The sequence below is a fragment of the Bdellovibrio sp. CKG001 genome, from assembly GCF_055397465.1.
Genome location: NZ_AP029173.1, coordinates 1,398,628 through 1,425,053, shown reverse-complemented (window position 1 = coordinate 1,425,053; position 26,426 = coordinate 1,398,628). Strand labels below are relative to the sequence as shown.

General features: G+C 50.2%; 23 protein-coding genes. 8 read left to right on the top strand and 15 right to left on the bottom strand.

The features are described from left to right. Window positions 1-20 precede the first annotated feature (20 nt). The 3 genes from ACZ50P_RS06960 to ACZ50P_RS06950 all read left to right on the top strand — a co-directional run bounded on the left by ACZ50P_RS06960 (window position 21) and on the right by ACZ50P_RS06950 (window position 1,901). On the top strand, window positions 21-455 hold the full coding sequence (locus ACZ50P_RS06960) for a single-stranded DNA-binding protein (protein WP_262552480.1): 435 nt from the start codon (window positions 21-23) through the stop codon (window positions 453-455). A 133-nt stretch (window positions 456-588) separates the two neighbouring features. Continuing rightward, the gene (locus tag ACZ50P_RS06955; protein WP_464117255.1) at window positions 589-978 is read left to right on the top strand and encodes a hypothetical protein; all 390 of its coding nucleotides are present in this window, start codon (window positions 589-591) and stop codon (window positions 976-978) included. A gap of 11 nt (window positions 979-989) precedes the next feature. After that, the gene (locus ACZ50P_RS06950) at window positions 990-1,901 is read left to right on the top strand and encodes an outer membrane beta-barrel protein (RefSeq protein ID WP_464134560.1); all 912 of its coding nucleotides are present in this window, start codon (window positions 990-992) and stop codon (window positions 1,899-1,901) included. A 1-nt stretch (window position 1,902) separates the two neighbouring features. Here the strand turns inward: ACZ50P_RS06950 and ACZ50P_RS06945 are convergent, their stop codons facing one another. The 11 genes from ACZ50P_RS06945 to ACZ50P_RS06895 all read right to left on the bottom strand — a co-directional run bounded on the left by ACZ50P_RS06945 (window position 1,903) and on the right by ACZ50P_RS06895 (window position 14,084). Next, a complete protein-coding gene (locus ACZ50P_RS06945; RefSeq protein ID WP_464134559.1) occupies window positions 1,903-4,500 on the bottom strand; it encodes an ATP-binding protein in 2,598 nt (865 codons plus the stop codon). Then, window positions 4,487-6,703 carry a RelA/SpoT family protein gene (locus ACZ50P_RS06940; RefSeq protein ID WP_464117258.1) on the bottom strand — a complete coding sequence of 739 codons (2,217 nt, stop codon included), beginning with the start codon at window positions 6,701-6,703 and terminating at the stop codon, window positions 4,487-4,489. The genes ACZ50P_RS06945 and ACZ50P_RS06940 overlap by 14 nt, the downstream gene beginning before the upstream one ends. A 166-nt stretch (window positions 6,704-6,869) precedes the next feature. After that, on the bottom strand, window positions 6,870-7,109 hold the full coding sequence (rpoZ, locus tag ACZ50P_RS06935) for a DNA-directed RNA polymerase subunit omega (protein ID WP_464117259.1): 240 nt from the start codon (window positions 7,107-7,109) through the stop codon (window positions 6,870-6,872). Window positions 7,110-7,145: 36 nt separating this feature from the next. Then, complete coding sequence (gene gmk / locus ACZ50P_RS06930; RefSeq protein ID WP_464117260.1) at window positions 7,146-7,703, bottom strand: guanylate kinase; 558 nt, start codon at window positions 7,701-7,703, stop codon at window positions 7,146-7,148. A 2-nt stretch (window positions 7,704-7,705) separates the two neighbouring features. Beyond that, window positions 7,706-8,584: a YicC/YloC family endoribonuclease gene (locus ACZ50P_RS06925; protein ID WP_464134556.1), complete on the bottom strand. Its 879-nt coding sequence runs from the start codon at window positions 8,582-8,584 to the stop codon at window positions 7,706-7,708. A 36-nt stretch (window positions 8,585-8,620) separates the two neighbouring features. Next, on the bottom strand, window positions 8,621-9,547 hold the full coding sequence (miaA, locus tag ACZ50P_RS06920) for a tRNA (adenosine(37)-N6)-dimethylallyltransferase MiaA (RefSeq protein WP_464134554.1): 927 nt from the start codon (window positions 9,545-9,547) through the stop codon (window positions 8,621-8,623). Then, entirely contained in the window at window positions 9,548-11,401 is a 1,854-nt protein-coding gene (gene mutL / locus ACZ50P_RS06915; RefSeq protein WP_464134552.1) for a DNA mismatch repair endonuclease MutL, read from the bottom strand. A gap of 24 nt (window positions 11,402-11,425) precedes the next feature. Next, on the bottom strand, window positions 11,426-12,004 hold the full coding sequence (locus tag ACZ50P_RS06910) for a hypothetical protein (protein WP_464134551.1): 579 nt from the start codon (window positions 12,002-12,004) through the stop codon (window positions 11,426-11,428). Window positions 12,005-12,087: 83 nt separating this feature from the next. Then, window positions 12,088-12,930, bottom strand: a complete 843-nt coding sequence (locus ACZ50P_RS06905) for an SH3 domain-containing protein (protein ID WP_464134548.1) — start codon at window positions 12,928-12,930, stop codon at window positions 12,088-12,090. Further along, window positions 12,905-13,600 (bottom strand): polyprenol monophosphomannose synthase, encoded by a 696-nt coding sequence (locus ACZ50P_RS06900; protein ID WP_464134547.1) that lies wholly within the window; start codon window positions 13,598-13,600, stop codon window positions 12,905-12,907. The genes ACZ50P_RS06905 and ACZ50P_RS06900 overlap by 26 nt, the downstream gene beginning before the upstream one ends. Window positions 13,601-13,643: 43 nt before the next feature. Further along, window positions 13,644-14,084, bottom strand: coding sequence for a hypothetical protein (locus ACZ50P_RS06895; RefSeq protein ID WP_464117267.1), 441 nt, complete (start codon window positions 14,082-14,084; stop codon window positions 13,644-13,646). Window positions 14,085-14,163: 79 nt separating this feature from the next. Between ACZ50P_RS06895 and ACZ50P_RS06890 the strand changes: the two genes are divergently transcribed. The 5 genes from ACZ50P_RS06890 to ACZ50P_RS06870 are packed head-to-tail and all read left to right on the top strand — an operon-like array spanning window position 14,164 to window position 20,276. Beyond that, window positions 14,164-14,820 (top strand): hypothetical protein, encoded by a 657-nt coding sequence (locus ACZ50P_RS06890; RefSeq protein WP_464117268.1) that lies wholly within the window; start codon window positions 14,164-14,166, stop codon window positions 14,818-14,820. A 43-nt stretch (window positions 14,821-14,863) separates the two neighbouring features. Continuing rightward, on the top strand, window positions 14,864-16,591 hold the full coding sequence (locus ACZ50P_RS06885; protein WP_464134545.1) for an autotransporter assembly complex protein TamA: 1,728 nt from the start codon (window positions 14,864-14,866) through the stop codon (window positions 16,589-16,591). Next, entirely contained in the window at window positions 16,591-18,948 is a 2,358-nt protein-coding gene (locus tag ACZ50P_RS06880; protein ID WP_464134543.1) for a translocation/assembly module TamB domain-containing protein, read from the top strand. Before ACZ50P_RS06885 ends, ACZ50P_RS06880 begins: the two co-directional genes overlap by 1 nt. 44 nt (window positions 18,949-18,992) lie before the next feature. After that, entirely contained in the window at window positions 18,993-19,655 is a 663-nt protein-coding gene (locus tag ACZ50P_RS06875) for a hypothetical protein (RefSeq protein WP_464134541.1), read from the top strand. 42 nt (window positions 19,656-19,697) lie between these two features. Further along, on the top strand, window positions 19,698-20,276 hold the full coding sequence (locus ACZ50P_RS06870) for a Yip1 family protein (RefSeq protein WP_464117272.1): 579 nt from the start codon (window positions 19,698-19,700) through the stop codon (window positions 20,274-20,276). A gap of 34 nt (window positions 20,277-20,310) precedes the next feature. Here ACZ50P_RS06870 and ACZ50P_RS06865 read toward each other — a convergent pair whose 3' ends face one another. From ACZ50P_RS06865 to ACZ50P_RS06850, 4 genes are all read right to left on the bottom strand, one after another. Next, window positions 20,311-23,088, bottom strand: coding sequence for a hypothetical protein (locus tag ACZ50P_RS06865; RefSeq protein WP_464134539.1), 2,778 nt, complete (start codon window positions 23,086-23,088; stop codon window positions 20,311-20,313). Window positions 23,089-23,100: 12 nt separating this feature from the next. Next, window positions 23,101-24,405: a hypothetical protein gene (locus ACZ50P_RS06860; protein ID WP_464134536.1), complete on the bottom strand. Its 1,305-nt coding sequence runs from the start codon at window positions 24,403-24,405 to the stop codon at window positions 23,101-23,103. Window positions 24,406-24,622: 217 nt separating this feature from the next. Next, complete coding sequence (gene dut, locus ACZ50P_RS06855) at window positions 24,623-25,072, bottom strand: dUTP diphosphatase (RefSeq protein ID WP_464117275.1); 450 nt, start codon at window positions 25,070-25,072, stop codon at window positions 24,623-24,625. 20 nt (window positions 25,073-25,092) lie between these two features. Next, window positions 25,093-26,364 carry a M16 family metallopeptidase gene (locus tag ACZ50P_RS06850; RefSeq protein WP_464134534.1) on the bottom strand — a complete coding sequence of 424 codons (1,272 nt, stop codon included), beginning with the start codon at window positions 26,362-26,364 and terminating at the stop codon, window positions 25,093-25,095. Window positions 26,365-26,426: the final 62 nt, after the last annotated feature.

Sequence of the window (26,426 nt, the reverse complement as noted above, 5' to 3'; positions counted from 1 at the left end):
GGTCAATTATTGGAGGGAATATGTCTGGAGTAAATAAAGTTATCCTTGTAGGCCGTTTGGGCGCTGATCCTGAAGTAAAAGCTATCGGCAGCGGCAGCACTGTTGCGCGTTTGAACCTGGCAACAAGTGAAACCTGGGTTAAAGACGGTCAAAGACAAGAGCGCACGGAATGGCACCGTATCACAGTTTGGGGCAAGTTGGCTGAGATCTGTGGCAAACACCTTTCTAAAGGTCGCCAAGTGTACGTGGAAGGCAAACTTCAAACTCGCCAGTGGGAAGACCAGCAAGGTCAAAAACGCTACACCACTGAAATCGTGGCCAGCACTGTTCAGTTCTTGGGTGGCGCGACAGGTGAAAAATCCTCCAGCAACTCCATGGGTGGCAACGACGATTTCAACTTCCAAGATTTCGGTCCGGAGCCAAGCTTCAACAGCAACGACGAGATCCCTTTCTAAGCCGCCCCGCGGGCAGAGCTGGAACGCGAAGCGTGCAAGCTGAAGCAGCATCGGCATAAATAGATAAGCCAAAAGCCCTGAAGAAATTCGGGGCTTTTTTTTTGCCTTTTAAATGCCCTATAATAAAGGGGTTATGAAAGCATTAGTACTTTCCACCCTTGCTGTTTTTTTTCTTGGCGGTTGCACTGTCTACCGCTCAGAGGGTCGTAAGCAATTTGAATCCGAAGCACCCGGAAAAGTTGCCGGCGCCTCTTTTCAACTTATTAATTGCAAAAAAGAAGGCAAACTTGAAACCTGGTTCCACGAGGAATTCCCGGCACATGAGTACGAGCTGGTCCTGGCTGAATCAGATCTGGAAATCTGGCGCACTCAACGAGGCTCAGTCGTGGAAGTGAAGGCTTTGCAAAAAAGTGAAAAAACAACCCAGTCCTGCATCTATCAATTTGCCAACGACACCGTCTGGACACTTTACAAAGATCAATTCATCCGAGAACTCGAAAACAACCTGATGACACTTGAATAGAAAGAGGTCCCGTGATTTTCAGAACCCGCCTCCTTGCCATCTGCCTGCTTCTTAGTTTTTCTTCTGCAGGCTTTGCCGCCACGGTGTCTGCCGTCAAAGGACAAAAAGTTCTGATCAATCTGGATGGCGACACCACCGAAGTCGGCGACGAGTTCTATCTGATCAATCCCGAAACCCAAAAACGCACAGCCATCATTCGCATCAAACAGGTAAAACCCGGAAAAGCTCTGGGGGATATTCTGCGCGGGAAAGCCGTCAGCGGTTCCACTCTGCAGGCCAAAGCCCCCTCGTCTATGAGCGCCGATGTCCCAGCGTCTTCTGAATCCTCTGGCAGCACCAGCGGCAATAACGCCGGCTATTTGCGCGTTTTGAAAGATTCCTGGGGCATCACGGGCGGCTATTTGATGTCCACCATGGACGCGGATATCACCTATCGTGATCCTGGATTTGGTACCATGCTAAAAACTTCAGCCAGCATGTCCGGCAGCGGTTTTGGAGTCGGTGGATTTTATGACTATGTTTTGAACTCCAGCTTGGTAGGCCGGGGCTTTGCCGCGATTGAACAGTTCAATGTCACCGGCTCGGCCTCCTCTGCCGGTTGCCAAAACAGCACCAACTGCGACGCTAAAATCAACTATCTGTCTTTGTACGGGCTCTTGAAATGGTATCCCCTGCAGGACAAGTACCGCATCTGGGTCGGCGGAGGCATGGGTTATTTGCTGGCTCTTTCTAAAAGCAGTACAGCATTGAATGAATCACAGATTTCCACCAATCAGGTCTTCACTTTGGGTGGCGGCGTGGACGTGCAAATGAGCCGCAAGAACTACGTCCCCATCAGTCTTGAATACAATATGTTCCCGCCCTCTGACACCGTCAAAGCCAGCATGATCTCCATCAAAGCCGGCTGGGCCTGGAATCTTTAATTTATTGTTTTTGCATCGGCAACCAGATCACAAAGCGCGTCTTGGGCGAACTGTCATCCAGATAGAACTTCCCATCGTGAGCCTGAATGATCCCCTGAGAAATGCTCAAGCCCAGCCCCACTCCCTTACCCACCTCTTTGGTGGTGAAAAAAGGCTCCATGATTTTTTCTTTTAAGAAGGGTGGCACTCCGACTCCCGTGTCGGTGACCGAAATTTCCACGCCATTGTTACGAGCCGCAGCCTCGATAACCACACGACGTTCTGCACAGCCAGCCACGGCATCAGCCGCATTATTCAAAAGATTCAGCAGCACCTGTGAAATCTGATATGGACGAACGACGACTTCCAAGTGCGGCTCCAGACGACTGACCAGCTCAATCCCCTCACCTTTAAACTTATCCGCACAGAAGGCCAGTGTGTCTTCAACAATGGCCTCCACCACAACACGCTCTTTATCCCCTTGATCGGACTCCCGCGCATAGGACCGCAGGCCCTTGACAATCTTTGCAATACGATTGGTGGTCGACTCAGCCACCTCCATGCGCTTTTGCACTTCCATGTCTGAAGCCAGTCCCCGGTTGTTCAGGAGTCTTCGAAGAACACTCAGGTGACCGTTGATGATGGTCAAGGGATTATTGATTTCATGCGCAATCCCCGCCGCCATTTCACCCAACGACGCCAGTCGAGACGAGGTGATGATCTTTTTTTCCTGCTCTTTGAGCTGTCTTTCCTTGGCGCGCTTTTGTGTCACATCCTCTACCACGGCCAGATAACCGGTGACGTGGCCTTCTTCATCAACGACTCTGCCCAAAGACAGCGTCCCTTCGAAACGGCGGCCGTCACGCCCCACAAACACCCAGTCGGAAGCCTCATTGTAACCCTTTGAGAACATCGCCTCAATCAGGTCCAACGCCTCTGGAAGGGGTTTCCCCATCTCGCTTTCCATCCTTAGACGGAACAACATCAAGTCCTGATGATCATGCATAAGAGACGGCATGTGTTTTCCAGCCACTTCTTCGGACTTCCACCCCGTCAAAGCCTCCGCCGAGGAATTCATTTCCCGGATGATTCCATTTTCATCCATGGAAACCATCATAAGCGGTGTGGCATCCATCGCAGCAGACTTCCACTCTGCAACGGCACGCGCCCTTTTGCCAAGCTCCGTGGCTCTGTTATAAAAACTCAACGCCAAGCCCAGCAATACAGTAATACTGACACCAAAAACCAAAACCATTTGTGGCAAAGACGACGTGTTCTGGCGAATAACCCCGGTCGTGGGAGTGAATGAGATCACCCAGTCCACACCCAGGTTGTTGTAATGAACCTTCGAAATCCAATCCCGAGAAAGCACCGGATCCCACTCAAAGCTGCGATAGACTTCTTCTCCGTTCTGCAGTATTGCAATGTGATACCCTTCAGCGCGTGCAAACCGATCGACAAAGCTCTTTAGATCTATCGCGGCCGAAACTACACCCAGGAATTTGTGATTCTGCATCACAGGCACCAGAATACCAAAGCCTCGCCCGCCGGATTTCATCTCAAAGATGCGGGAAATGCGGGGCTCTTCGGAACTGCGAACCGCATCCAAAGCCTCAGCAATCTCGGGAGAGCGCCCCAGTGATGTGTTCTGAATGGACTTACTAAAGTCATCCATTGGATAAAGCCAGCGCATCACCAGCTTCTGATCTGACCACATCAGTCGACGAATCCCCTTGAACTCCTCGTAATAGAACTTCGCATCCAGACGCCACATCGTCTCATCAGCATATGCGCCCGCCGCCATCCGACGAGCCATGTGTTGCAAAGCCTTCTCAAGAGGTACAAAGGTTCCATCCAGCTTAATCTTGAATCCTTCAGCGCGCACCAAAGTCACGCTGCGATTTCTTTCAATATCCTTCAGCAACAAAAGCTGCCAGATCGCCACAGAAACTAAAACGCCGATCAGAACCACATAGATCGGCACCGTCGCCGTTCGCCCGTCTTCCTCACCACGCACATTGATGCGAACTCTCCAAAGCTGGGCCGTCGCCAAAAGCATGAAACAGACCGCGGTATGGATTGCCATTCGCGAAAAATTACCCCATCCATACTCGGAACTAAAATCCAGGAAATATCCCAACAAGCCCAGGAAACCAAAACCCAATACCAGGGAACTGGCCGTGACTTTCGTCATCCGCCGGGCATAGGTGCTGCCAATAGAAATATCTGAAAGACTTAAAAGCAAAAAGCACACGGCCGTGCTAATCGCCATGCGCCCTGGAGAACTGACACCTATAGAATAAAAAGCCGGACCGAAAAACTGATCTATACCAAAATCATATCCCGTCAGGTACTGCAACAAAGTCGCCGTGGCCAATGCCCCAACAGAAAAACTCAGGTACTGAGAGAGCTTTTGAAACTTTCCCTGCTGAATCAGAAAAGACAAACTGATAATAAAAAAACTGATGGCCGTGTTCACCACCATCGGAGCAAAATCAGAACGCACCTGAACCACAGATGCACTTTTAATCACCCAGCCAAACAGCACCACGCAGGCCACTGCCAGAACCGACAGAGCCAACACGTAATGCAAATTTCTTTTTAAATTAGTGAAGAACACGGGTGACTCCAATGATCCCCTTGATCTTCTGAATCTCGAAAATCGCCTGATTCAGCTGACTGGAGTCACGGACACTGACCTCAAAGTTACAGACCGCTTTTTTGTCTTTGGTCGTGCGGATCTGCGCAGATTGAATATTGATCCCCTGCTGGGCAAAGGCCTCCGACATCAGCTTCAGCAACCCTGGAACGTCCTGAGAAATAATCTTCAAGCGCACAATACGTTCCTGACCTTCCCCGGCCTGCTTCACATTCCAGGTCACATCCACTTTACGTAACTGATCGAATTCAAAGGCCTTGCGGCAGTCACTGCGGTGAATAGAGATACCACGCCCACGGCTGATAAAGCCCACAATCGGATCCCCTGGAATCGGATGACAGCATTTCGCATAATGCACCAGAACATCATCCATACCATCCACACTGATCAAAGAATTGGTCTTGCGCGTTTTTTGTGTTGCCGCACGAATGACCTTCTCCATAAAGGTGGAGTCTTCTGTTTTTGCAGCTTCCTTCGCCAGATTTTCCGGCGAAAGCTTTTCTACCAGAATACGGGTTTCAAGTTTTCCATAACCGACGGTCACATACAGTTCATCCAGATCTGCCAGGCCATGATCCTTTAAATAAGTTTCAAAGGCGGGACCTTTCAGATACTTCACTGCTGCCATACCAAACTTGCGGAACTCTTTTTCCACAAGCTCTTTCCCCAGCATGATGGCGCGACGGCGCTGCTCTTCCTTAACGAAGGCGCGGATTTTGGATTTGGCTTTATTGGTAACAACGAATTTCAGCCAGTCTTTCGAAGGCACTTGTGTTTTGGAGGTTACAACCTCCACCGTGTCCCCGTTTTGCAGCTGGTACTTCAAAGGCACCATGCGACCATTCACACGGGCACCGACGATGCGGTTCCCCAGTTCCGTGTGGACAGCGAATGCAAAGTCCACCGGTGTCGCCCCTTCCGGGAACTCTCGTACATCTCCCGTCGGAGTGAAGACGTAAATTTCAGTTTCAAACAAATCCGTCTTGACGGTGTCCAGGAACTCGTCGGGATTGCGCACGTTTTGATGCCAGCTGACCAGATCCCGCAACCAGTTCGCCTGCTGCAGATCCTCATCATCCCCCATTTTGCCGCGCTCTTTGTACTTCCAGTGCGCAGCGATCCCTTTTTCTGCCACCAGGTGCATTTCATGGGTGCGGATCTGAATTTCAATTCGTTCCCCGCCAGGCCCCATCACCGTCGTGTGCAGGGATTGATAGTTATTGGCCTTGGGCATCGCGATGAAATCTTTAAACCGGCCTGGAATTGGCTTCCACAGCGAGTGCACCAATCCCAGAGCTGCATAACATTCCGCCACGGAATCCACCAACACACGGAACGCCAGAACGTCATAGACCTGATCGTAATCAATATTACGCGACTGCATCTTGCGATAGATCGACCACAAGTGCTTGGAGCGTCCGTAAACCTCAAACCGGAATCCGGCTTTGGTCAGTTCTTTTCCAATAAGATGTTTTACTTCTTCGATGTAACGATTTTGTTCAGCCTCGGTCTTTTTGATCTGCTGAACAAGTTCGTAGTACATGTCAGGGCGATAGTAACGGAAACAAAGATCTTCCAGTTCAATCTTCAATGAACTGATACCCATGCGACCTGCCAATGGACAGTAGATCTCCAAAGTCTCTAAGGCAATGCGTTCCTGTTTTTCAAACGGCATAAAGTTCAGGGTTCGCATGTTGTGCAAGCGGTCCGCCAATTTCACCAAAACCACACGCACATCTTTACCCATCGCCACGATCATCTTGCGAATATTTTCGCCCTGTTTTTCATGGCTGTTTTTAAACTTCATCTGACCAATCTTGGTCACACCATCCACCAGATGCGCAATCACATCGCCAAATTCACGACGAATATCTTCCAGGGTGGCCGCTGTGTCTTCAACCGTGTCATGCAAAAGACCCGTGGCAATGGTGTCCAGATCCAGATGAAAATCCGCCAGAATGGCGGCAACAGAAAGAGGATGAGAAATATAGGGTTCTCCACTGCGACGAATCTGTCCTTCGTGCATTTTTTCAGAGAACGAATATGCCTTCTCGATAATTTTGAGATCTGCATTCGGATAATAGCTGCGAATGCGGGCCAAAAGATCATCGACAGTTTTAACGGGCTTATTGGATAAGCTATCCTCTTTCGGGAGACTAAACATACTTTTTAGCCTACCCGAAATAAATTGCTAATTTTACTGGTTTTTTGTCGCCTCGCCCAAAGTGGAGACAGGTTCATCTTTAGGGACCCTTAAAACGCAAAAAAGGGAGGTTTTTTGACCTCCCTTTTCACCTTCCCACGAGGGGATATCGCATTTTTGCCAAGGACTACTTGTTCAGGTCCTTTTCAATCTGACGAATAGCTTCTGCGGCTTCCAAACTTTCTTGGTAACCCACGTTGCCCATTGCCACTTCACGCAAAGAGCTGACGATGTATTTGTTGCTGCGAGTGGAAACTGTTGCTTCCGCCCCTTTAAGAAGTTGCTTCGCTCTCTTAGCCACCATCAGGACAAGAGCAAATCTGTTAGGAACTTTTTCCAAGCAATCTTCTACGGTTACACGAGCCATTACGCCTCCGAAAAAATATATCTGGGTATATTAACGCTAAGTTAGCAATTTTTCAACGATTTTTTTGAATTCCGCGTAGGATTGCTCAAACACGTCGTTAACGATCTGATAATCGAACTTAGAGGCCTCTTGAATCTCTTTTTCCGCGTTGGCCATACGAACCTCAATGTCCGCAGGCACCTTCCCGTCCCTCTTTTCGATCCTGCGACGCAGCTCGTCTATGGACGGCGGATGAATAAAGATGGTCTTAGCGTCCTCAAATTTGGATTTAAAGGTCGCCACCCCTTGAATATCGATATCCATGATAGCGGTTTTGCCCTGTTTCCAGGCAGACTCTAGGGACTCGTAAGACGTTCCATAGAAGTTCGTATGCACCTTCGCCCACTCAACAAAGAAACCCTGTTTTATCTTGGCTTCAAAGTCCTCATGAGTGATGAAGTTGTACGGCTGCCCCTCGGACTCCCCTTTGCGCATGGAGCGCGTTGTGAAAGTGATAATATCCACCAAACGGGCATCTTCCCGAGTGATCCTTTCAACAAAGCTGCTTTTTCCTGCGCCACTTGGAGCGGCGACGATAATCATGCGCGTTTTCATAATTACTGTACGTTTTGTACCTGTTCTCTAAGTCGTTCAATAAGGGTTTTTGCTTCTACCACAGCCGAAGTGATCTTGGCTACCTGAGACTTTGACCCAATCGTATTCACTTCGCGCAGCAGCTCCTGCGTGTAGAAATCAAGCTTCTTGCCTTCGGCCTGCTGGGAACCTACCAGTTGACGGTAGTTCTTGATATGTTCCGTCAGACGGGTCAGTTCTTCGTTGATATCGGCCTTTTCAAGCTGAATCACGATTTCCTGAGACAACCGTGCAGCATCAATCTCATTTCCCTTAAGACGCGCACGGATTTTCTGCTCATAGCGGTCCTGAAGTTGCGCATTGGCTTCGCCGCGTAACTCACTGATAACCTTGATTTGTTTTTCTAAAGACACCAACAACTTCTGAAGATCCTTTTGCAGGAATTTCCCTTCGCGTGAGCGTTCCTTATCACAATTGGAACAGGCCTGAGCGAAGGCCTTTTTCAGAATCTTATCTTCGCCGCTGAACAATTCGTAGCTGTCCTCGATTTTGATAATTTCCGGCAGGCGCGCCAAAGCTTCAAGATGAACATTCATAGGAACGCCCAACTCTTTGGAAAGATGCTTGTAAGCTGCCATGTACTTTTTCGCCAAGGCGTCGTTCACAGTCATTTGCGCTTTGCCCGCCACGTTTTTCACCCGACGGGACACAAAGACATCCACAGTCCCACGCAACAACGTCGCGCCCAGAACTTTCTTCAACTCCCCTTCATAGGGAACAAATTCTCTTGGCAAATGAAATCGCGGCTCCAAAAAACGACCGTTCACAGAACGGATGCTCACTTCCACAGTGACGTCTTTAGTCTGAACTCTTGCGGTGCCGTACCCTGTCATGCTTTTCATAATTACCTCTATTCTCGACTTGTCCCGGAATCAGGGTCAAGGCTTGAGAAATTTCTCGACCACGGCTCTTGCCTCTGCAAAACCCGAGTGCCCATCAAACCACTGAATCTCACTGTCTCTTTGAAACCAGGTTCTCTGCCTTTTGGCGAGTTGGTGCGTGTTTTTCACGATCTCTTCAAAGAGCTGCTCTTCGTTCTGGGCTCCTTTTAAATAATCCAATGTCTCTTTATAACCCACACTGCTCATCGGGGCCCAGGAAGCAAGACCTTCATCGAGAAGACCTTGAACTTCTGCCACCAACCCCGCCTGCATCATCTTCTGCACCCGCAAGCGGATGCGTTCGCGCAGAACCTCACGGTCCCATTGCGGACCGATCTTCAAAAGAGGATACGGAAACGGCGCACGCTGAGCCTCAAATTCCCGCTGAATCTGGGTGACACTTTTCCCCTGACTGCGAATCAGCTCAATGGCGCGACCAATACGATAGCGATCTGACAAATGAATCTTGGCACCGTATTCAGGGTCGGCCGCTGTCATTTCTGCATGCAGTCGGCGCGCCCCTTCATCGGTTTTCAGTTCCTGCTCGACCTGTTTTTGGATTTCAGACGGAACCGGAATGACCGGATACATGCCCTTTTCTATGGCCATAAAATAAAAACCCGTGCCGCCTACAACAAACACCGGCTTTTCTTGCGGGATGGTTTTTAAGACCTCATAAAAATCCCGACAATAGTTGCCTGCGGTCACCTCTTCCGGAGGTGCCACATAATCCAGCAGATAATGCGGCACCAGGGCCTGTTCTTCCTTGGAGGGCTTTGCCGAACCGATATCCAGCTTTTTATACACCTGCACTGAATCACAATTCACAATCACACCGTTATACTCTTGAGCAAGCCTCAGGGCCCACTCGGATTTTCCGGTGGCAGTTGCACCCACTACAAAGATCACGTGTCGTTGTGCCATCTAAACAATTCGCCCGAAGTCTTTTTCCAGTTTATAAAACGGATACTCCACACTCACCGGACGACCGTGAGGACAGAAACTGGACAGCGGGAACAAATCCATATCACGCAAAAGATTTTTCATCTGATCAAGACTGAGCGACTGCCCGGCACGAACCACCGAATGACAGGCCATGGTGGCACAGATGTCCCCCACCGTGCGCTCCAAAGAATAACTGCCCCCTTGATCGACAATCTCGGTCGCCATTTTATCCAAAACCGCGCTCAGACTGGATTCCTTGATCATCAATGGAGCCGCCTTCACGCCCACCGTGCCTGGCCCCAGGGCTTCAATGTGCACACCCAGGCGTTCAATTTCTTTTCCCATCGCCAGAAGAGCTTCAACTTTTTCCGGTGACATATCTATCGCCAACGGGAACAGGAATTCCTGAACATCGATCTTGCCCCCCTTCCAAGCAGTCATCAGTTTTTCAAACACCACTCGCTCGTGAGCGGCGTGCTGATCAACGAAAACAATTTTTTCACGGGATTGGGTCACAATGTAAGTCAAATTCGCCTGTCCCAGAACCTCCAGCGAAGACCAATAACCCATCGGAGCCTCTGGTGCCACTGAAGCAGTCCCGGCCGGAGCAAAACCTTCCCGGGAACTGGCTGCTTCTGCCAGCGCCTGATAGGTCGTCTGAGGCTGCTGCAGCGACGAGGGCGACAACGATTTCGGGAAATTGAATTCCTTTTTCTGGAACTGAGTCACATCCAAAGACTTATCCTGAAAACTCAGGTTCTGCTGAGGCATCGCAGGCATTGAGGGCGTGACTGCCGCAGGTGACACGACTGGAGTCCCATTCTCTGCCCCACGCACAATCCAGGGGGCTTGTTCCAAAGTGCTGCGCAAAGCCCCCGCCACAGCCCGGAAAGCCAGTGAAGGATCCTGGAACTTGACCTGGGATTTTGTCGGATGAATGTTCACGTCCACACAGTCAGGATCGGTTTCCACCCAGACGGCCGCAATGGGGTATTCCCCATGCATCAGAAGATTTCTGTAAGCTTCATTCACTGCCGCCTGCAAACTGCGATCTTGAATCCAACGGTTCTGCGCGAACAGCCAGATGTTCTTGGCTGTCTTCGCCACGTTGTGGGGATCGGCAAACACCGCATAAGCGCGCACGTTTTCTCGCACAGCTTCCCCTTCAAAAAGGGGTTTGATTTCCAGAATTTGTTCCACCCGGTCTTTGCGATTTTTACACGCAGGCCAAAAAGAAACGAGCTTGCCGTTTTCCTGGATGCGGAACTCAACATCAAAGTGCGACAAGGCCATGGCTTTCAAGGTTGTTTTGATCGCCGTGTTTTCCGCAGAATCTGATTTCAGGAATTTTAAACGCGCTGGTGTGTTGTCAAAAAGATTTTCAATCAGAATGGTGGTGCCTTGAGAACCACCGACTTTGTCGATGTCTTTTTTTCGTCCGTATTCGCTGATCAACTGATGAGCCTGTTCATCCCCACTGCGACGGGAAGTCAGTGTCAGCTTGCTGACGGCCGCAATACTGGCCAAGGCTTCCCCGCGAAAACCAAAAGTGCGAAGGCTCCAGAGGTCATCGGTTTTGGAAATTTTACTCGTGGCAAATCTCTCCAGAGCTTTGGGCAAATCCTCTGGCGCCATGCCTTTGCCATTATCAATGACTTTGACAATACGGCCGCCATCAAAGAACTCAACATGCACGCGGGAGGCCCCGGCATCGATGCTGTTTTCAACAAGCTCTTTAACCAAGTGAGCAGGACGCTCAACCACCTCGCCTGCGGCGATTTGGTCCACTACTTCAGGAGATAAAATCTGAATCGACATAGGGGGAATTTGCATGAGCTCCCCCCTCCTGTCAAAGGTCTATTGGGGACGCAAACACTCGCCCCAGGCCTGGCATTTCAACAGCCGGGAACGCAGGTGCTCAGCATCTCTCAGGGTCATTTGAATTTCCTGATCAAAGCCCTTTTTCAGGCCGCCAAACTGAGAAATGGCACGGAATTTAAACTCGCCTTGGAAGTCCTCAACCCGGAAGGAAAGCCTGTGATCATGAGGCTGAAACTGAATCTTGTTGGCATGCTGAGTGAGATTCCACGTAAAGCGATCGCGTTGCGCTTTTAATTTGTCCATGGCCTGCTGCAGATTCTTCCAACACTTCACCTCGGCCACCAAGACGACCTTATGAGTGCCCTTTTCAAATACAACAACGTCGAGCTCCCCCAGAGTGTCCTCCCCCAGGCTGTACTCAATCCCTGTCGTCACTTCATAGGACGGTCCGAACTCTTTTTCGATATCCACCCGGGCCACCTGTTCACAGACAGTCCCATCCGGCTCAAAATTGGCCCCCGAACTCTTCAAAGCCTCAAAATAAGGCTCAATATCCGCAGCAAATGAAAAGGAAGAAACAAACAGAACAGAAATAAATAACGCAACTAAACGCATCAGAAGGGCCCCCTCAAACCCGGCCCTTTCTTAACACCCCGTCCCCCGAAAAGGTACCTGCTTACTTTTGCAGAAGCTATGCGTCAGAAGTCGTGAGAGAAACTCAGACCGAAGGCAAGATATTGGGTCCGCTCCCAGTAGTACTTTACGTCGCCGCGCAGGGACCAATCTCCCATGCGCAAAGCCGTCCCCAAATCAAAGACCGCCCCGAGACTCATATCATCGGCGGAATAACTGACATTGGAGGCCCCACTAGGAACATCCAAATTAAAATGTGAATACTTAAACATTGGACCGAAACCATAATAGAACAGCATGTTCTTCCCCTGCGGCATCACGGTCTGCAAAAGGAAATCAGCGATAAAAATAAATCCGTCCGCTGAGCGCTTGGTGTAGTCCTGATAGTAAGACGGCGCCCCGAAGAAGAATAAAATATTGGCGTCCGTGTAAATCTCACCCGTGAACATCGTGTTAAAACCATTGAACTTGGCACCATAGAAAAGCAACCCGTCCGTGCGCTCTTTACCCAGGGTGTCTTCCATATAGTTCGTGTACTGCAGAACAGGTCCGCGATATCGAGTCGCAAAGAACGGTTTCTTTCGTTTTTCCTCGCGCTCGGGCTTGGTCTTTTCCGGAGCTGTGATTTTAATAACGCCCGGCTTGATATCCGTGTCAGAAATCCAACCGGTATAACCTGGCTTCAGACGAATCTTATAAAAGGGGCCTTTTTTCTTGGTGGAGATGCTGTAAACACCTCCCAGCTTCAAAGTGGAAATAACCGGAGCATCAAAATCCGCATCCTGATAAACCAGCGCCCCGTCAATAACGACCGTCGCCTGCTGAGCCTGCGCCCACACACTTAACGGCAGCAACAACACCAACAGCAGACAAGCCAGAACTTTATTTAAAACGCATGAGCCAAACACGATAGAACGCCTCAAGTACAATCTTCAGGGACATCTTACTTTGTCCTACGCGACGATCTTCAAAAACGATCGGAGACTCGGCCCCTTTGAAGCCCTTCTTTAAAGCCTTGTATTTTAGTTCAATCTGGAAGCTGTAACCATTGGACTCAACGGATGAAAGATCAATGCCGTGCAAAACCTCTTTCTTCCAAGCGTTAAAGCCACCAGTCCAGTCGTTTAAAGGAAAGCCCAAAATCATGCGCGAATAAATGCCGCCACCACGGGAAATGATCTTACGGATGATGCCCCAATTCACGGTACGGCCGCCTGGCACATAACGAGACCCCACGGCAAAATCATTGGCCTGCATGGTCTTCAATAGAGGTCCCAGGTCTTCTGGGCGGTGCGAGAAATCCGCATCCATTTCAACAATGCCCTCAAAGCCGTGATCAATACCCCAGCGGAAACCGGCAATATAGGCTTTCCCCAAGCCCTGTTTACCAGGGCGGGACAGAAGATGAAGCTGCGGCATGCTTTTTTGCATTTCGCGTACAATGGACCCGGTGCCATCTGGAGAGTTGTCATCAACAACCAGAATCTCTACGCCCAGATTCTGGGCAAAGATGGCAGACACGATCGCCTGAATGTTTTCTTTTTCATTGTACGTAGGAATGACAACCAGATTTTTCATGGCTCTAAGCTGTCATAAAGAGCCCCGACATGCAATCTTTTGCTCAAATGGATCGGGAGACGAGGCGCCCTTTGCCCTTTTCCTGAAGAGCCTTCGCTTTATCTGCGGGAATTGCGGGCAAATTTAGCGGCTTTGCCAGCAAATATTTAGGATCTTGACGGCGCTGATCCAACTGCTCTTTCACTTTATTTGCAGCCTGCTCCGGGGCCTTCAGATAAAGCACCGGATCGAACCCACAAGAGCGACACACCACCGACAAACGCCAGCGGATCTTCACGAACACTTCCGAGATTGCCAGACAGATTACAAAGACAATCAAAACGCGCGGATCAAACTGCTGCCACAAAGCGAACATCAGCACCAGCGAAGCCAGGGCACTTCCCAACACATTCATAAAGGAAATATTCTTACGACGATAAATTCGGCGCGGGCTTTTGCAAAAGGCACAATAGCAGTTATGACGAGTCTGAAAAAACGACAACATACTTCTATTCTGCCAAAGACAAGGTCCAGAACGAAAGATCAATTTTTGAAAAATGACAAAGCCTTGCTAGAATCAAAGTATGCAAATCATTAAAACAATCCAGTTCGCTTTGATCGCTTGTGCTCTGATTTCCGCTCCCACTTTAGTCCAGGCCGCCAATGGCTCTGACTATGAAGAAGTCAGCTATGATGACCTTCTCAATGAGTTGAGCGCCAAAAAGAACTCTATAGCCCGCAGATCGGCAAGCTCTTTTGACGACGTTCGCCTGCATGCAGGTATTGGCTATGCCAACTCGTTCACAAATATTTCCGCCAAGAACCAGAACTTCAACCGCCACGCCAATGGCATTCAGCTGTCCCTGGGAATGGATCTGTTCTCGCCGAACTGGTATTCCGAAGGTGTGTTTAAAAACTACGGCGTCACCTCTTCTGGCAGTGAAGAGATGACCTTGCGCGAACTGGATCTGAAAATCGGCTACACCAACCGCCTGGAAAGCATCTGGTCCTATTCCATTAGCTCCGGCCTGTCCAACCGCTTTCTGCGCTTCTCTGATTCCTCCAAAGGCATCAGCGTGGACGAAACAACACCTTCCTTGGTGGTTTCTACAGGTTTTAGCGCCCAGATTCACAAGCACCTTTCCATCGGTGCCGAGGTCAGCGCTCACACCGCTATGGTGAACAGCACATCGGACAAGAACTCTTTTGACTTCGCGTTCCGCCTAAACACCTCATTGTAATTCAGAAACTTGCCCGTATGCCTAAGAACTGTTAACTCTAGGCATGCGTTTTTTCGGCTTCCTGCTGCTTTTCTCAACATTTTTGGCCCTCCCCACATTGGCTGAAACCACGAGCCTGTGCGGCATTCGCATTGAGGGTGATGAAAAAATTGAATTCAGCTCCACCGAACACGACTGGCTTTGCGGTTCAGCAAAAAGCCCGGCCTGGCAGAACATGCCCAACTCGCAGCGGACCCTTTTCTTAAAGGGCTTTCTGCAAAGCCGGGGCTATCACCAATCCACTTTCACAAGTACCGCCGACAGTCTGAATGTGGAGCTCGGCCCCCGCTCCACCCTGCAAACCCTCGAAGTCCACAATGCTCCTGCCGAATGGAACTGGCGCAAGCGTCGTTATATCAAAGACCGCCCATTCACCCCCGCCACGCTGGATGAAATCACCAACTGGGCCCGTCGTCGCTTGCAGGAACACGGCTATCCCTGCCCTCAGATCGATGCACAAGCCCTGGTGCTTGAAGAAAAGTTTAATCTGACTGTGGAACCGGGGCCGGCCTATCGCTTTGGTGCCATTACAACTGTCGGCGAAGAGGATCTCAATCCCGCGATTCTGGATCGATACTCGGCTTTTTTCCCCGGTGCTCCATTTGACATACGCCTTTTGGAGATCACTTCCAACCGGGTGCTGCAGGAAGATCTTTATCTGAGCACCTACTATGACATCACCTGCACCGCTCAAGGCGAGGTGGAGATTGTTCGCAGGATGATTCCGGCCAAACCCCGTCTGCTGACATTTGGCCTGGGGTTTGATTCTGAAGGAGGCGCGCTGTTTAGATCGATGCTGAAACAAGCACGCCTGAATGAAACCGCCGACAATCTGGAAGCCTCCTTGTTTGCCTCGTTGCTGGAACAAACCCTGACCGGCAAACACCGTCATTATTTTTCCTCGGACCTGACCTCCCGACTGCACTTGCTCACCACCGCCATGATCAAACGGGAATCAGAAAGCTCTTATGAAGCCATGACTTATCAGTTGGGCACCAGTTTGGCCTTGGGCTGGGAGGCTCTGCCGTATTCAGGTGTGGCGCAAGTAGGTCCCTTGATTGAGCGTACGGACGTGATGCGTGGGCCGGAGCCCTATCAGATCGACGCCCTTCGTATCGCAGGAGAGATCAACCTGACCAGTCATCTTTACGAATACTTTCTTACCAATCCCCAGGACGGATGGAGCGTGACACTGAATGCGTCTTCGCAGGTGCAAGGAGCCCTTTCTGATGACAACATCCATCGTCTGACCTTGCGCCATCAGATCATCTGGAACCTGAATGAATGGGACCCACCTTTCCTGGTTTTAGGCTGGCGGGGCTGGGTGGGCACATTCATTCTGCCGGATGGCGAGAACGACAGTCCGGATATACCGGTTACTCAGCGCTTCTTCCTGGGGGGTGATGCGGATCTGCGAGGGTTTGCGCGTAAGCAGTTACCCGCATCAGACAACGGATTCTTGACAGTGCTGTATCAGGGCCTGGAGCTTCGTGCGAATGATATTCTTCCCTACAATCTGCAACCCTTGATATTCCTGGATGCAGCCAAGGCTGGCATTTTGGCCACGGAACTGGATTCGGCCCTTTACTATTCCCCGGGAGTGGGACTGCGTTGGGGATCCCCGATAGGAACCATTCGCGGTACCGTGGGGCGCGGATTTGTCGTGGACCGTGATTCCAGCAGCATCAATCCGGGTTATCAGTTCTTTGTCAGCTTTGGGAAGGAGTTCTAATGAAGACTCTGAAGAGTGTTCTTCTTGCCCTTGGCGGAGTAGTTTTATTCTTTGTCGCTCTGCTGGTGACGGTGCTTTTGACTGTCTGGCTCTATCCGTCCTTACTGATCAACGAAAATAATATTAAAAAGGCTCTGACCTATGCGCCGGCCGAAATTCAGGTAAAATGGCAGAAACTGGATCTGAGCTTTGAAAACCTGCGCTGGAATGAAAAAAGAGTGATTCTTCATTCCACAAATCTTTGCGTCGAATACAGACCTTTGCTGTCAACTTGCCTGCCTCAGACGCAAATTGACTTGTCCTTTGCGATGGAAGGATTGAGACCCGTTCTTACAAACTTAAGTGAAGTGAGCATCCACGTCAGTCATCTGGATCTGGAACTTCCCGAAAAAACCGAACCGCAGAAAGCGAAGTCCTTGCTGCCGGATCTGCGCCTGCCCGCTTTTTCCAGCCTGTTCCCGCACGTTTTGGATCTTAAAAAGCTCGGCCGACTGAATATCACTCTGGATCAGCTCCGTTTGCTTTCGAAGGAAAAACCTCCCCTGCAAGCGAAAGCCCGTCTGCAGCGCACGAATCAAGCCCCCAGCGACCAAGTGGAATTTTCCCTCAACGCCGAGGCTTGGCAGCAGAACTCTTTCACCACAATCCTCTCGGCCCAGGGATCTTTAAATCCCCAGTCCATAACGTTGCAGGGACAAACCACGGTGCAAGCGAGCTCTGTAAAAGCTCAAGCTCCGCTGGAACTTTCCTGGAAAGATCGTTTCACTTTAAAGGCCCACCCCGAGCTTCTGATCCAGACGAAAAAACTAACAGAAAAAATCCGCCCGCAGATCGCATTGACTTGGTCCCCGACGCGGATCGAACTTCATGCAGGGCCTGCTCGTTCCAAAAAAATCTGGAGGGGCGGCGAGCTGGGACTTTCAGATTGCTATCTCGTCAGCGACCTACACCGTGAAAAAGGCTTTCCTTCGCTGGCAAACTTGAACTGCGTCCTTACTGCCAAGCCAAGAAAGAAAATTAAAAACCTTCAAAATATCGAGACACGCCTGACGGCGGAGCTTCGCTTGGGCAGTCAAGGAACCGGAGACAATGAAATTCTTAGCCTGTCGGGTTCCGCAGGGCTTGAAGGTGAAACCGCCTTTATGACCGGAAAACTTTCCGCCCAAGGAGCTGCAGAGATTAAGAATCCCGCTTCTAAACCCCAATGGGTAAAAGCCATTTTTGATCTTTCTGCGAATGTGAGAATTCCGGACTTCACAGTGTGGAAGGATCTTTTCGAAAAAACTTCCTATGCGATTCCCGCTCCTTTTCACGTGCTGAAGGGTGAGGTTTTATTGCAGGCGGAAGCGCATTTGCCCGACTTGACTTCACCCATGTCTGGCACTGTGCAGATGCAAACCCGCTTGGCCTCAAAGACGCAAAAGCTCTGGACCACAACAAAGGCCGTAGTCACAACCACGGGTTTGTTGCCCAAACCCACGGGATTGAACATTCAGGTACAAAGCCTCCTGGAAGACATTCTTCTTGAGGCGCCTCCCTTAAGACTGGAACCCCCGCCGCAAGCACTTCCCGACAAACGCTTTGTTCTGAAAGCAGAGCCCTTGGCAACCGCACCTAAAGATGTCTCTGCTCCTTCAATAAAGGAAAAGCTTCCCTTCGCACTGAACTGGACGGTGGACGTCAAAACAGCCAAGCCTGTTCAAATTTCGTCGTCACTGCTACCGCAAAACATTCCGGTGGCCGTGGATCTGCATATTGAGGACAACGGTCTGATGAAAGGCACTGTCGCCGTTCAAAGTTTTCCATTCGAGATTTTCCGTAAGAAGGCCGTCGTGAAGAATGTGGATCTGATCTTCCATGCCAACTCTCGGGTGCCGGAACTGTCCGGTCAGATCAACTATGCCAATCCCGAAGTGGACATCCGGATTCTTCTTTTAGGAAGTCTCGAAAAACCCCGCATCGAATTTGAAAGTGACCCACCGCTAAATCGCCAGCAGATTGTTTCGGTCTTGCTGTTTAATAAGTCTTTGGATGAGCTGAACGAAGAGGAGGTCAACTCCACCGCCAGCATGAGCCGGGCGATGTCCGATGGGGCCTTTGGACTGTTCTCGCTCCTCTTCCTGTCTTCCACTCCGATCCAGTCCGTCAGTTACAATCCGGTGACCAAGGCCTACACCGCCCGTGTCCGTCTGGATGACAGCACCACCCTGAGCATGGGGTCAGACTTTTCAGAAGAAAGGCAGTTCACCGTTCGTCGACGCCTTGGAGGACCGTGGTCCATTCGCACTGAGCTTCGCCAAACCGATGAGCGTCCGGATGTGGTGTTGACCCTGCTGGAGTGGTTGAAGCGCTTCTAGTTCGTTTTCTTGCTTTTTAAATCAGAATCTCAATATAATAGCGCGTGGATATTCTTCTTCTGGCGATGACAACAACGGTGTTTCTTTTAGGTTTGGCTTTGATGAGCAACCGAGCCCGTCGCCGTCAGAATGTCGCCTTCGAACTTAAGCCCAATTGCCTGCTGACTCGATGGCCCTTGTTGTTTGTCACCGGGCCTCGCTCCATTTTTTACTTTAGCACTTATTGGAATCTGTACACCGTCTTTTTGGCCGAGCATGGTTATGAGGTTTTCACTTTGCATCTGCCCTGGAACAAAGCAAACCTGCGTAAGGAACGCTTTGAACACTTTCTAAAGCAGCAAGAGGATCTGGGACGGCGTTTTCATCTGGTGGTCGACACCCCGACCTGGCAGGAGTTTCAGGATCTTTTGCGCCATCGCCGTTCCAGCAGTGTGCTGAGCATCACAGAGATCACCGATGCTGGGCAAAACAGTCCGCAGGCTTTGCAAGCCTTCCCGATCCCCACCGCAGACCTTGAGATGCCAACCTATAACAAAGGCAGCTTGTTCCTGAACCTGAGCTATCATCTGCACAAACAACTGGTGCGACGGGCTGGCCTCAACAGCCTCAACTCTTTGGGGGCCTTCCCGGAATCCGCCTTAAAAAATTCAATGCTATTGCTTGAGCGAGCGCAAACTTTGGCAGAGATGGATCTGCGCGAATCCTAAATACACCTTGCCAGACTTTATGCGCGGTGGTGAGATATTAATATGAGCGACTACAGAGACGTCACCCCGAACAAGCAGCAGCCCTCTTTTGAAATGACCAAAGAGGTCGTCCGCTACATCATCAACTACCTTCGTCATCCCATCGAAAAAATCAAGACGCTGCCAGATTGGAACTGGCCGCTGCTTTTGATGACTTTGGTGTCTTTGTCGATCATCTCCGGAGTTTTGACGGGACTGGTGCCGCCGAACTTCTACCGCATCATGGGTGGCATTATCGTGTCCCCGATTGTCGGCTTGGTGACAACTTTCATCGGTTCACTATTTATCTACTACTACTTCCAGGTTTTTGAAAAGCGCACGTGTTCTTTGCGCAAGATCTTCACCTTGCTGCTTTTTGCAAACATTCCGTTTTTCATTTTTCAGGTCGGTTCTGAGCTGATTCCACCGATCACTCTAGTAGGCTTTGCCTTTACCGCCCTTCTGATGGCCGTCGGGTTGACCGAGAACTTCCAGATGGAAAAACGCCGCTCTTTAAGACTGGTCACCATTCTTTTTGCCATCGTCTTTATCATCTGGCTTTGGAATCGCATCGACATCAGTCGTTTGGAACGACTGGGCTAAAAAAAAGGGACAGGCCGCACCTGTCCCTTTTTTATTATTTTAAGAACATCGCTTTAGCGAGTTTTTGCTGTTCCTGGAAACTGTATCCCAAGGAAGACACCTTCGCCAGCTCATCAGCCACACGATGCTGCAACTGAATCATGCGGGACATCGCTTCAGTGTACTGCAACTGCCCTGACGCCACGACCTCAACCTCCGGCAACAACATTTTCAAACCGGCCCCCTCTGCCAGCACCAGCTGTAAACGACCTTTTTCATCTTTCACCAAGGCCTCACCTGGCACCATCAGAACCTGCGCCAGAACCGCTGGTTCGCGCAGCCACTGTTGATAGATTTCCTGACGCTTCTTTATGGCTTCGGCTGTGTTCGAAATGACACCTGTTCGTTGCACAAGCACATAAGTCAGAAGATTTCCCATCATCAAACTGTTTTCACGGACAAAGCAGAACTTCTCTTTTCCTTCGCAATTTTTCTTCTCTTTCACCAATTCAGTCCAGTGCAAACTCAAGTGAGGCAACAAAGGCTCTCCAGAGAGCAAGGCCTCCTGTGCGATCGCCATTTGCACGCGCTCGAAGGCATTGCTTAACAGCTGCCGCGTGCGTTCCCGTGTTTGATCCGTGACGGCTATCGTAAGTACTTCCTGCAATGAGGAATTCCAGATCTCATAGTCCACTGTCAAATAAGGATGCAGAAGCAGCAAGGCGGTCACATACTTTTCAAGCTTGTGGGTCGCTGTCAAACTCTGCAACTCCATCAGATTATTGATTTGACCTGGCTGATCCACATAGCGGGACTTCTTGGCAATCAACGCCGAAACATTCAGAACGGGCAAATGAAGCCCTAACTTCTGCCAGCGCGCTTCCTTATCCACCGTCATTTTTTGCAGATAGGAAAATGCAGGGGCGAAGTAACTTCTAACAATTTCGCCACCATCTTTCACCTCTTTTCCGGCAGGTTTTTCCTCCGTCCAGGCGGCGCGACTGAACTTCCGGATGTCCCGGGTCATAAAGACCGTGCTCATTTCCTGCTGGCACGTCTTAAAGTTCTCTGACGAGCCATTGTTAATAAACTGCATCAGTTCTTTAGGGGACCCCGTCACGTCACGAATAATTTCCTGCACCAGATCCATATTCGAGACGTTCAATGATGTATTGGCTTTGTAAGATGCAGAATCCACGCGTCTGTAATAAGGCGCCTTGCTAAGAGCAAAGGTCGTCATCGCCTCACAAGAGCGGAACGATTTTTCATCAATCTCGGTAAGTGCACTGCGGTTGTTTAACACCTCTTCGTAGGTATCCATCGCCTGCTTCATTTGGGCTCTATGGTATTCCTCCATCATGACCGCCAGGTCCTTGATCATCACCATCATTTTCTTTTGGTTCTCAAGAATCTCTTTTTGCATGGCCTTGATTTCAGCAAGACTCTGCTTGATGGCTCTCAGTTCGGCCATCACTGCCGGGTCCGAACCACCACCCCCCAAACCACCAAAGGCAGCTAATGCCATTGTTGCCGGCCCACCCGAGAAGGCTCCTAAGGCTCCGACAAAGCCACCGGCACTGAAGGCTTTTGAGATGGCGCTGACCGCCTGAATTCCCTGATTGATCTTCATGGCTGTATCAATCGCCTTGGTCACACCAGGGCTCAGCTTAACACCCAAAACGTCCGTCACCTGCAATGTGGTTTTCAGAATGTTGTCTAAAGACTTTGAAGCGTTGTCGACGCTATTCACAAATTTTTGAACATCAGAATCCAGCTCCCGTTTGCGCTGAAAGAAACCTTTCTTTTCCAGTTCTGCCGCCACCTCAGGTGACGGTGGCTCTGAGGCGCGGCCGTTCAACAGAGCATCCATCATTTCCCGGGCCTGCTTTTTCCCCGGCTCAGACAAGGACAGATCAATATCATCCGTCAGCTTTTTAATCTTCCCATAGATATTTTTAACAGAGCCCCCCATCACCACCGCATCCTTCCTCAAGGACTCGCTGTATGTCTGCAGTGACTCGGCCAGGGCCACGACCTTTTTGGCCTTATCCGCCACGTCACGGATCTGCTGAATATTGACCAACAATGTTTTGACTGTTGGAGAGTCTGCCAGGACAGAGGCCAGAGCCCCCGCCACAGCCGTGTAAAGAGCCAGACTGGCCTGATCATCTTCACTTAATCCATATTGGTAGAATAAATAGTCAGCTTGTTTTAAGTACGCAACAATCTGTTCAATCTGGGCGGAACGATCGCCGATAAGTTTGGTCTTATCAATTTTATCCAGGACCTCAGGCCGTTCTTTTTTCATTTTTGCCACTACGTCCACCGCGATATCGTGGCTGTCTTTTTTGATCTGTTCATCAAAGGCCTTCAGCAAATTGCGCAAAGCCACCGATTGAACCAGACCCGCCATCTTACCTTCCAACTGATGATGAAAAGCATTGCTGCGCTGAACTTCCTTTAAGTTTAGATTCAACGTATTCAACAGAAGATCGGTGTCAGCCAAGGCTGCAGAATCACCGACGATGATGCTTTTCTTCGCCATATCCCATCTTTGACTGATTTCATCAGGGAAGACCAAGGCCTTCCCTTCTTCCAATTGGGCTTTTAGAAATCCCAACACCTCGGGATTTTGTTCCTGCAACAATGAGCGCAAAGCCTCTGCCAGCGGCAGATTGGCATTTTCAGAATAAATTAACTGTTGAAACTGCTCCCAGCCAGAATTCTGATTCTGCTTCTGGGGAGTCGCCGTGGGCACACTATTGCCAGCCGGGGCGCAAGCCGACAGCAAAAAAGCACATGCAGTCGAATATACAACAAATTGCTTTTTCATTTTTCCAACTCCTTAAATAATGGACTGACCGTTGACGGTGATTGTACTGCGCTCTTGCACACCCAGCGGACCCGAGGCTCCTCTGTCTCCTTTTTCACCTTGAGCGCCTTGAGCCCCTTTGACCGCCCCATCACATCCACGGCGACCAGAGCCTGGGTCTCCACCTTCTCCACCCATGCCGCCCTCACTGCCGATCCCTCCTGGGCCTCCCAGTCCGGGTTCGACTGTCAGACTGGCCGTAAAGAACGGGCCCGTGGAAACTGAAATATCTACGGAACCTGAATGGCCGCCAATCATCCCCATGCCACCGCGATATCCTTTGGGTCCTTGGCCACCGGATGCCCCACTGGAAGGTCTTTTAACACAAATGAACTCACAAATTCGTCGAGCAGGACGTTCTACTAAAACGTCACGGAAGACTTCGCCGCCAGTGCAACTTTGATAAATCTCAGCATCAGATCCGCGTGCTCCTTTTGCTCCGACTCCCGTCTGCGCTGCTGCTGGCAAGCCCTCACCCCCGGCTGTTCCACGCATGTTGATATTCAAGTGCCCCATAGCCATACCTGCTCTTAAAGAAAGATAGCCCCCATCCTTACCCACCTGCCCTGGGGCTGGAACTTTCTCTGCTTCTTCGCGGGAGAAGGATTCAATGGTGGCTGTGTCTTCTGCGTAAAGGCGACTCACCTCCAGATAAACCTGCTGTCCTTCGGTGCGCAGAATATTTCCCTTTTCAATGAAGATGATTCCGAACTTATAGACACCGGAAGAAATCCCCAAAGACTGTAAAGTCGTCACTTTGCTTTCAGAGGCAACAACCAGATCCGGAGTCAGCGTGTAGGTGCTTTCTGCAATCAATTTCTCTTGGGAGTAAATGCGGTAAGTGACTGTCTTTTGGGTCCGATCATGCTTCCAGAGATCCAGTCGGTCCGAAATCACATACCGACCCGACACATACTTTGCATCAATTTTGGAAACGGCTTCATAGGCGGGGTTCACTGCTAACGACGAAAACGAACGTTTGATCTCCAACTGGTTCACGTAAATGTTTTCCGGGATCGACAGTTTTGTCTCGTAGATATTCAGGTTTCTTTTGAACTCTGGATAGTTTGAACGGTCTTCGCGAAGATCGGTGACCTTCTTGACTTCAATCACCACCCCCTCGGCAAGAACACGACGGGGGTTGGCCTCTTGGGCATTGTTGTCGGAAGCCTTTACTGTCGGTGCTTGCGGGCTGTTTCCGCCTGTGCCTTGGCACGCCAGAAGGTGACTGGACAGAATCGAGATCAGGAAAATTTTAAAAGTGTTTTGTACTGACATAACATCTCCTATTGTCAGTACCCCCTAAAGCAATGCACGTACCGCCTCTCAGGTCCGATATATGGCTTCTGAGGCTCGTTTTCGGATATTTTATGGAATTCCATGGACTGGATTCTTAAATCTAGGACTTTTTTAAAAGCCTGCAGCCCTTCTCTGGGCACAAAAAAACCCACCTTGGAAAGGTGGGTTTTTAGACTTTTTATCTTGAAGTTCTTTCTTAGGCGCGACCCGTGGAACCGAATCCTCCAGCACCACGTTCGGTGGCACCAAGTTCGTCCACAACCTCGAACTGAGCCTGAATCACCGGCGCCAGAACGAGCTGAGCACAACGCTCCTGATCACTGATCACAACCGGCTCATTCCCCAGATTGATCACAATGATTTTTACTTCGCCACGATAGTCGGCATCAATGGTGCCCGGCGTGTTCAACACCGTCAGACCGCTCTTCGCCGCCCAGCCACTGCGAGGACGGGCTTGGATTTCATATCCCAATGGAATCTCAAAGCTCAAACCGGTTGGAATCATGGCTCTTTCGCCTGGATTCAACGTCACAGCCCCGGCAAGCTGAGCGCGCACATCAAAGCCACTGGCACCCAAAGACTGATAGGCTGGAAGCTCACCACGGAAATTTTCTAGTTTTTTGATTTTTACTGCCAACTTTTGCATTTCAATCCTCGTTCTTGGAATTACAATTTAAGATCGTTCCACCAGGTCTCAAGTGACTTCACTTCAGGGCCCAGAAGAACACCGGATGCCTTGTCCAGATCCAGCTCATGGCGGATGTAATGATTCACGGTGTCCACCGTCACCGCCTTGATTTCCTCAATGACGGACTCCACCGCGCGGTACTTGCCGAACACCATTTCATTCACGGCCAAAGACGTCATGCGGTTTTCGATATCGTCAGACCCCAGCAGGATACTGCCAATGATCTGTGTCTTACACATCTCGACATCCGCCTTCGTCACACCCTGCTTGCGGATCTTCGCAAACTCTTTAGAGATCAAATCCCCGACCTTACGCGCATTCTTTGCTTCGGTTCCCGCATAGATCGTCAACATGCCGGAATCAATGTTCGTATTCAGGCTGGAGTGAATCGAATATACCAGGCCTCTTTTTTCCCGCACACTTTGATAAAGCTTCGACGTCATCCCACCACCCAAAAGAGTGTTGGTCACAACCGCTTCAAAACGATGTTTGTCCTGGAAGCTGGCGGTCGGAAACCCCAGAAGCATGTGCACCTGTTCTGCTTGTTTTTCCACGACATGACGTCGGGTCAACCAGCGCGGTACACGGCGGGTGACTTTAAGCTCACTTTTCTTTTTACTGCCAAGTCGCTTCTGAATACCGGCCATCAGCTCATCATGACTGATACAGCCCGAAGCACTGATGATGATGTTCTTTCCGGTGTAATTGCGACGGTAGTAATCCATCACCTGCGTCTGCTTCATGCGAGCCACTGAAACCGGTGTTCCCAGAATCGGACGACCCAGAGGATGTTTGCCATAGACCTGCTCATAGAACACGTCATAGACCATGTCTTCATGGCTGTCTTCGGACATGGCGATTTCCTGCAGGATCACGCCCTTTTCCAGATCAAATTCTTTTTGTACCAGCTTCATGTTGGAAACCAGGTCCGCTAAAACATCCAATGCTTTTTCCCAATGGTCCTTAAGAACCAAAGCATGATAGCAGGTGTACTCGCGTGTGGTGTAAGCATTCAGCTCTCCACCCAAAGCTTCCAGGGATTTGGCAATTTGGTAGGCTGACCGATTCTTGGTGCCCTTGAAGACCAGATGTTCAAGCAAGTGGGAAATACCGGCAACCTCAGGCGTTTCATCCCGTGTTCCCGTCAAAACCCAGATACCCATAGAAACGGCACGGGACCCTGGATGAAGTTCGCTCACCACTCGGATCCCGTTAGAAAGTTCAGATTTTTTGAACTTAGTGTCTGTCATTAAATCTCTTTAGACAAAGCTGCTTCCAGAAAGGGGCTCATGACCCCTTTCCTGTGCCCGCC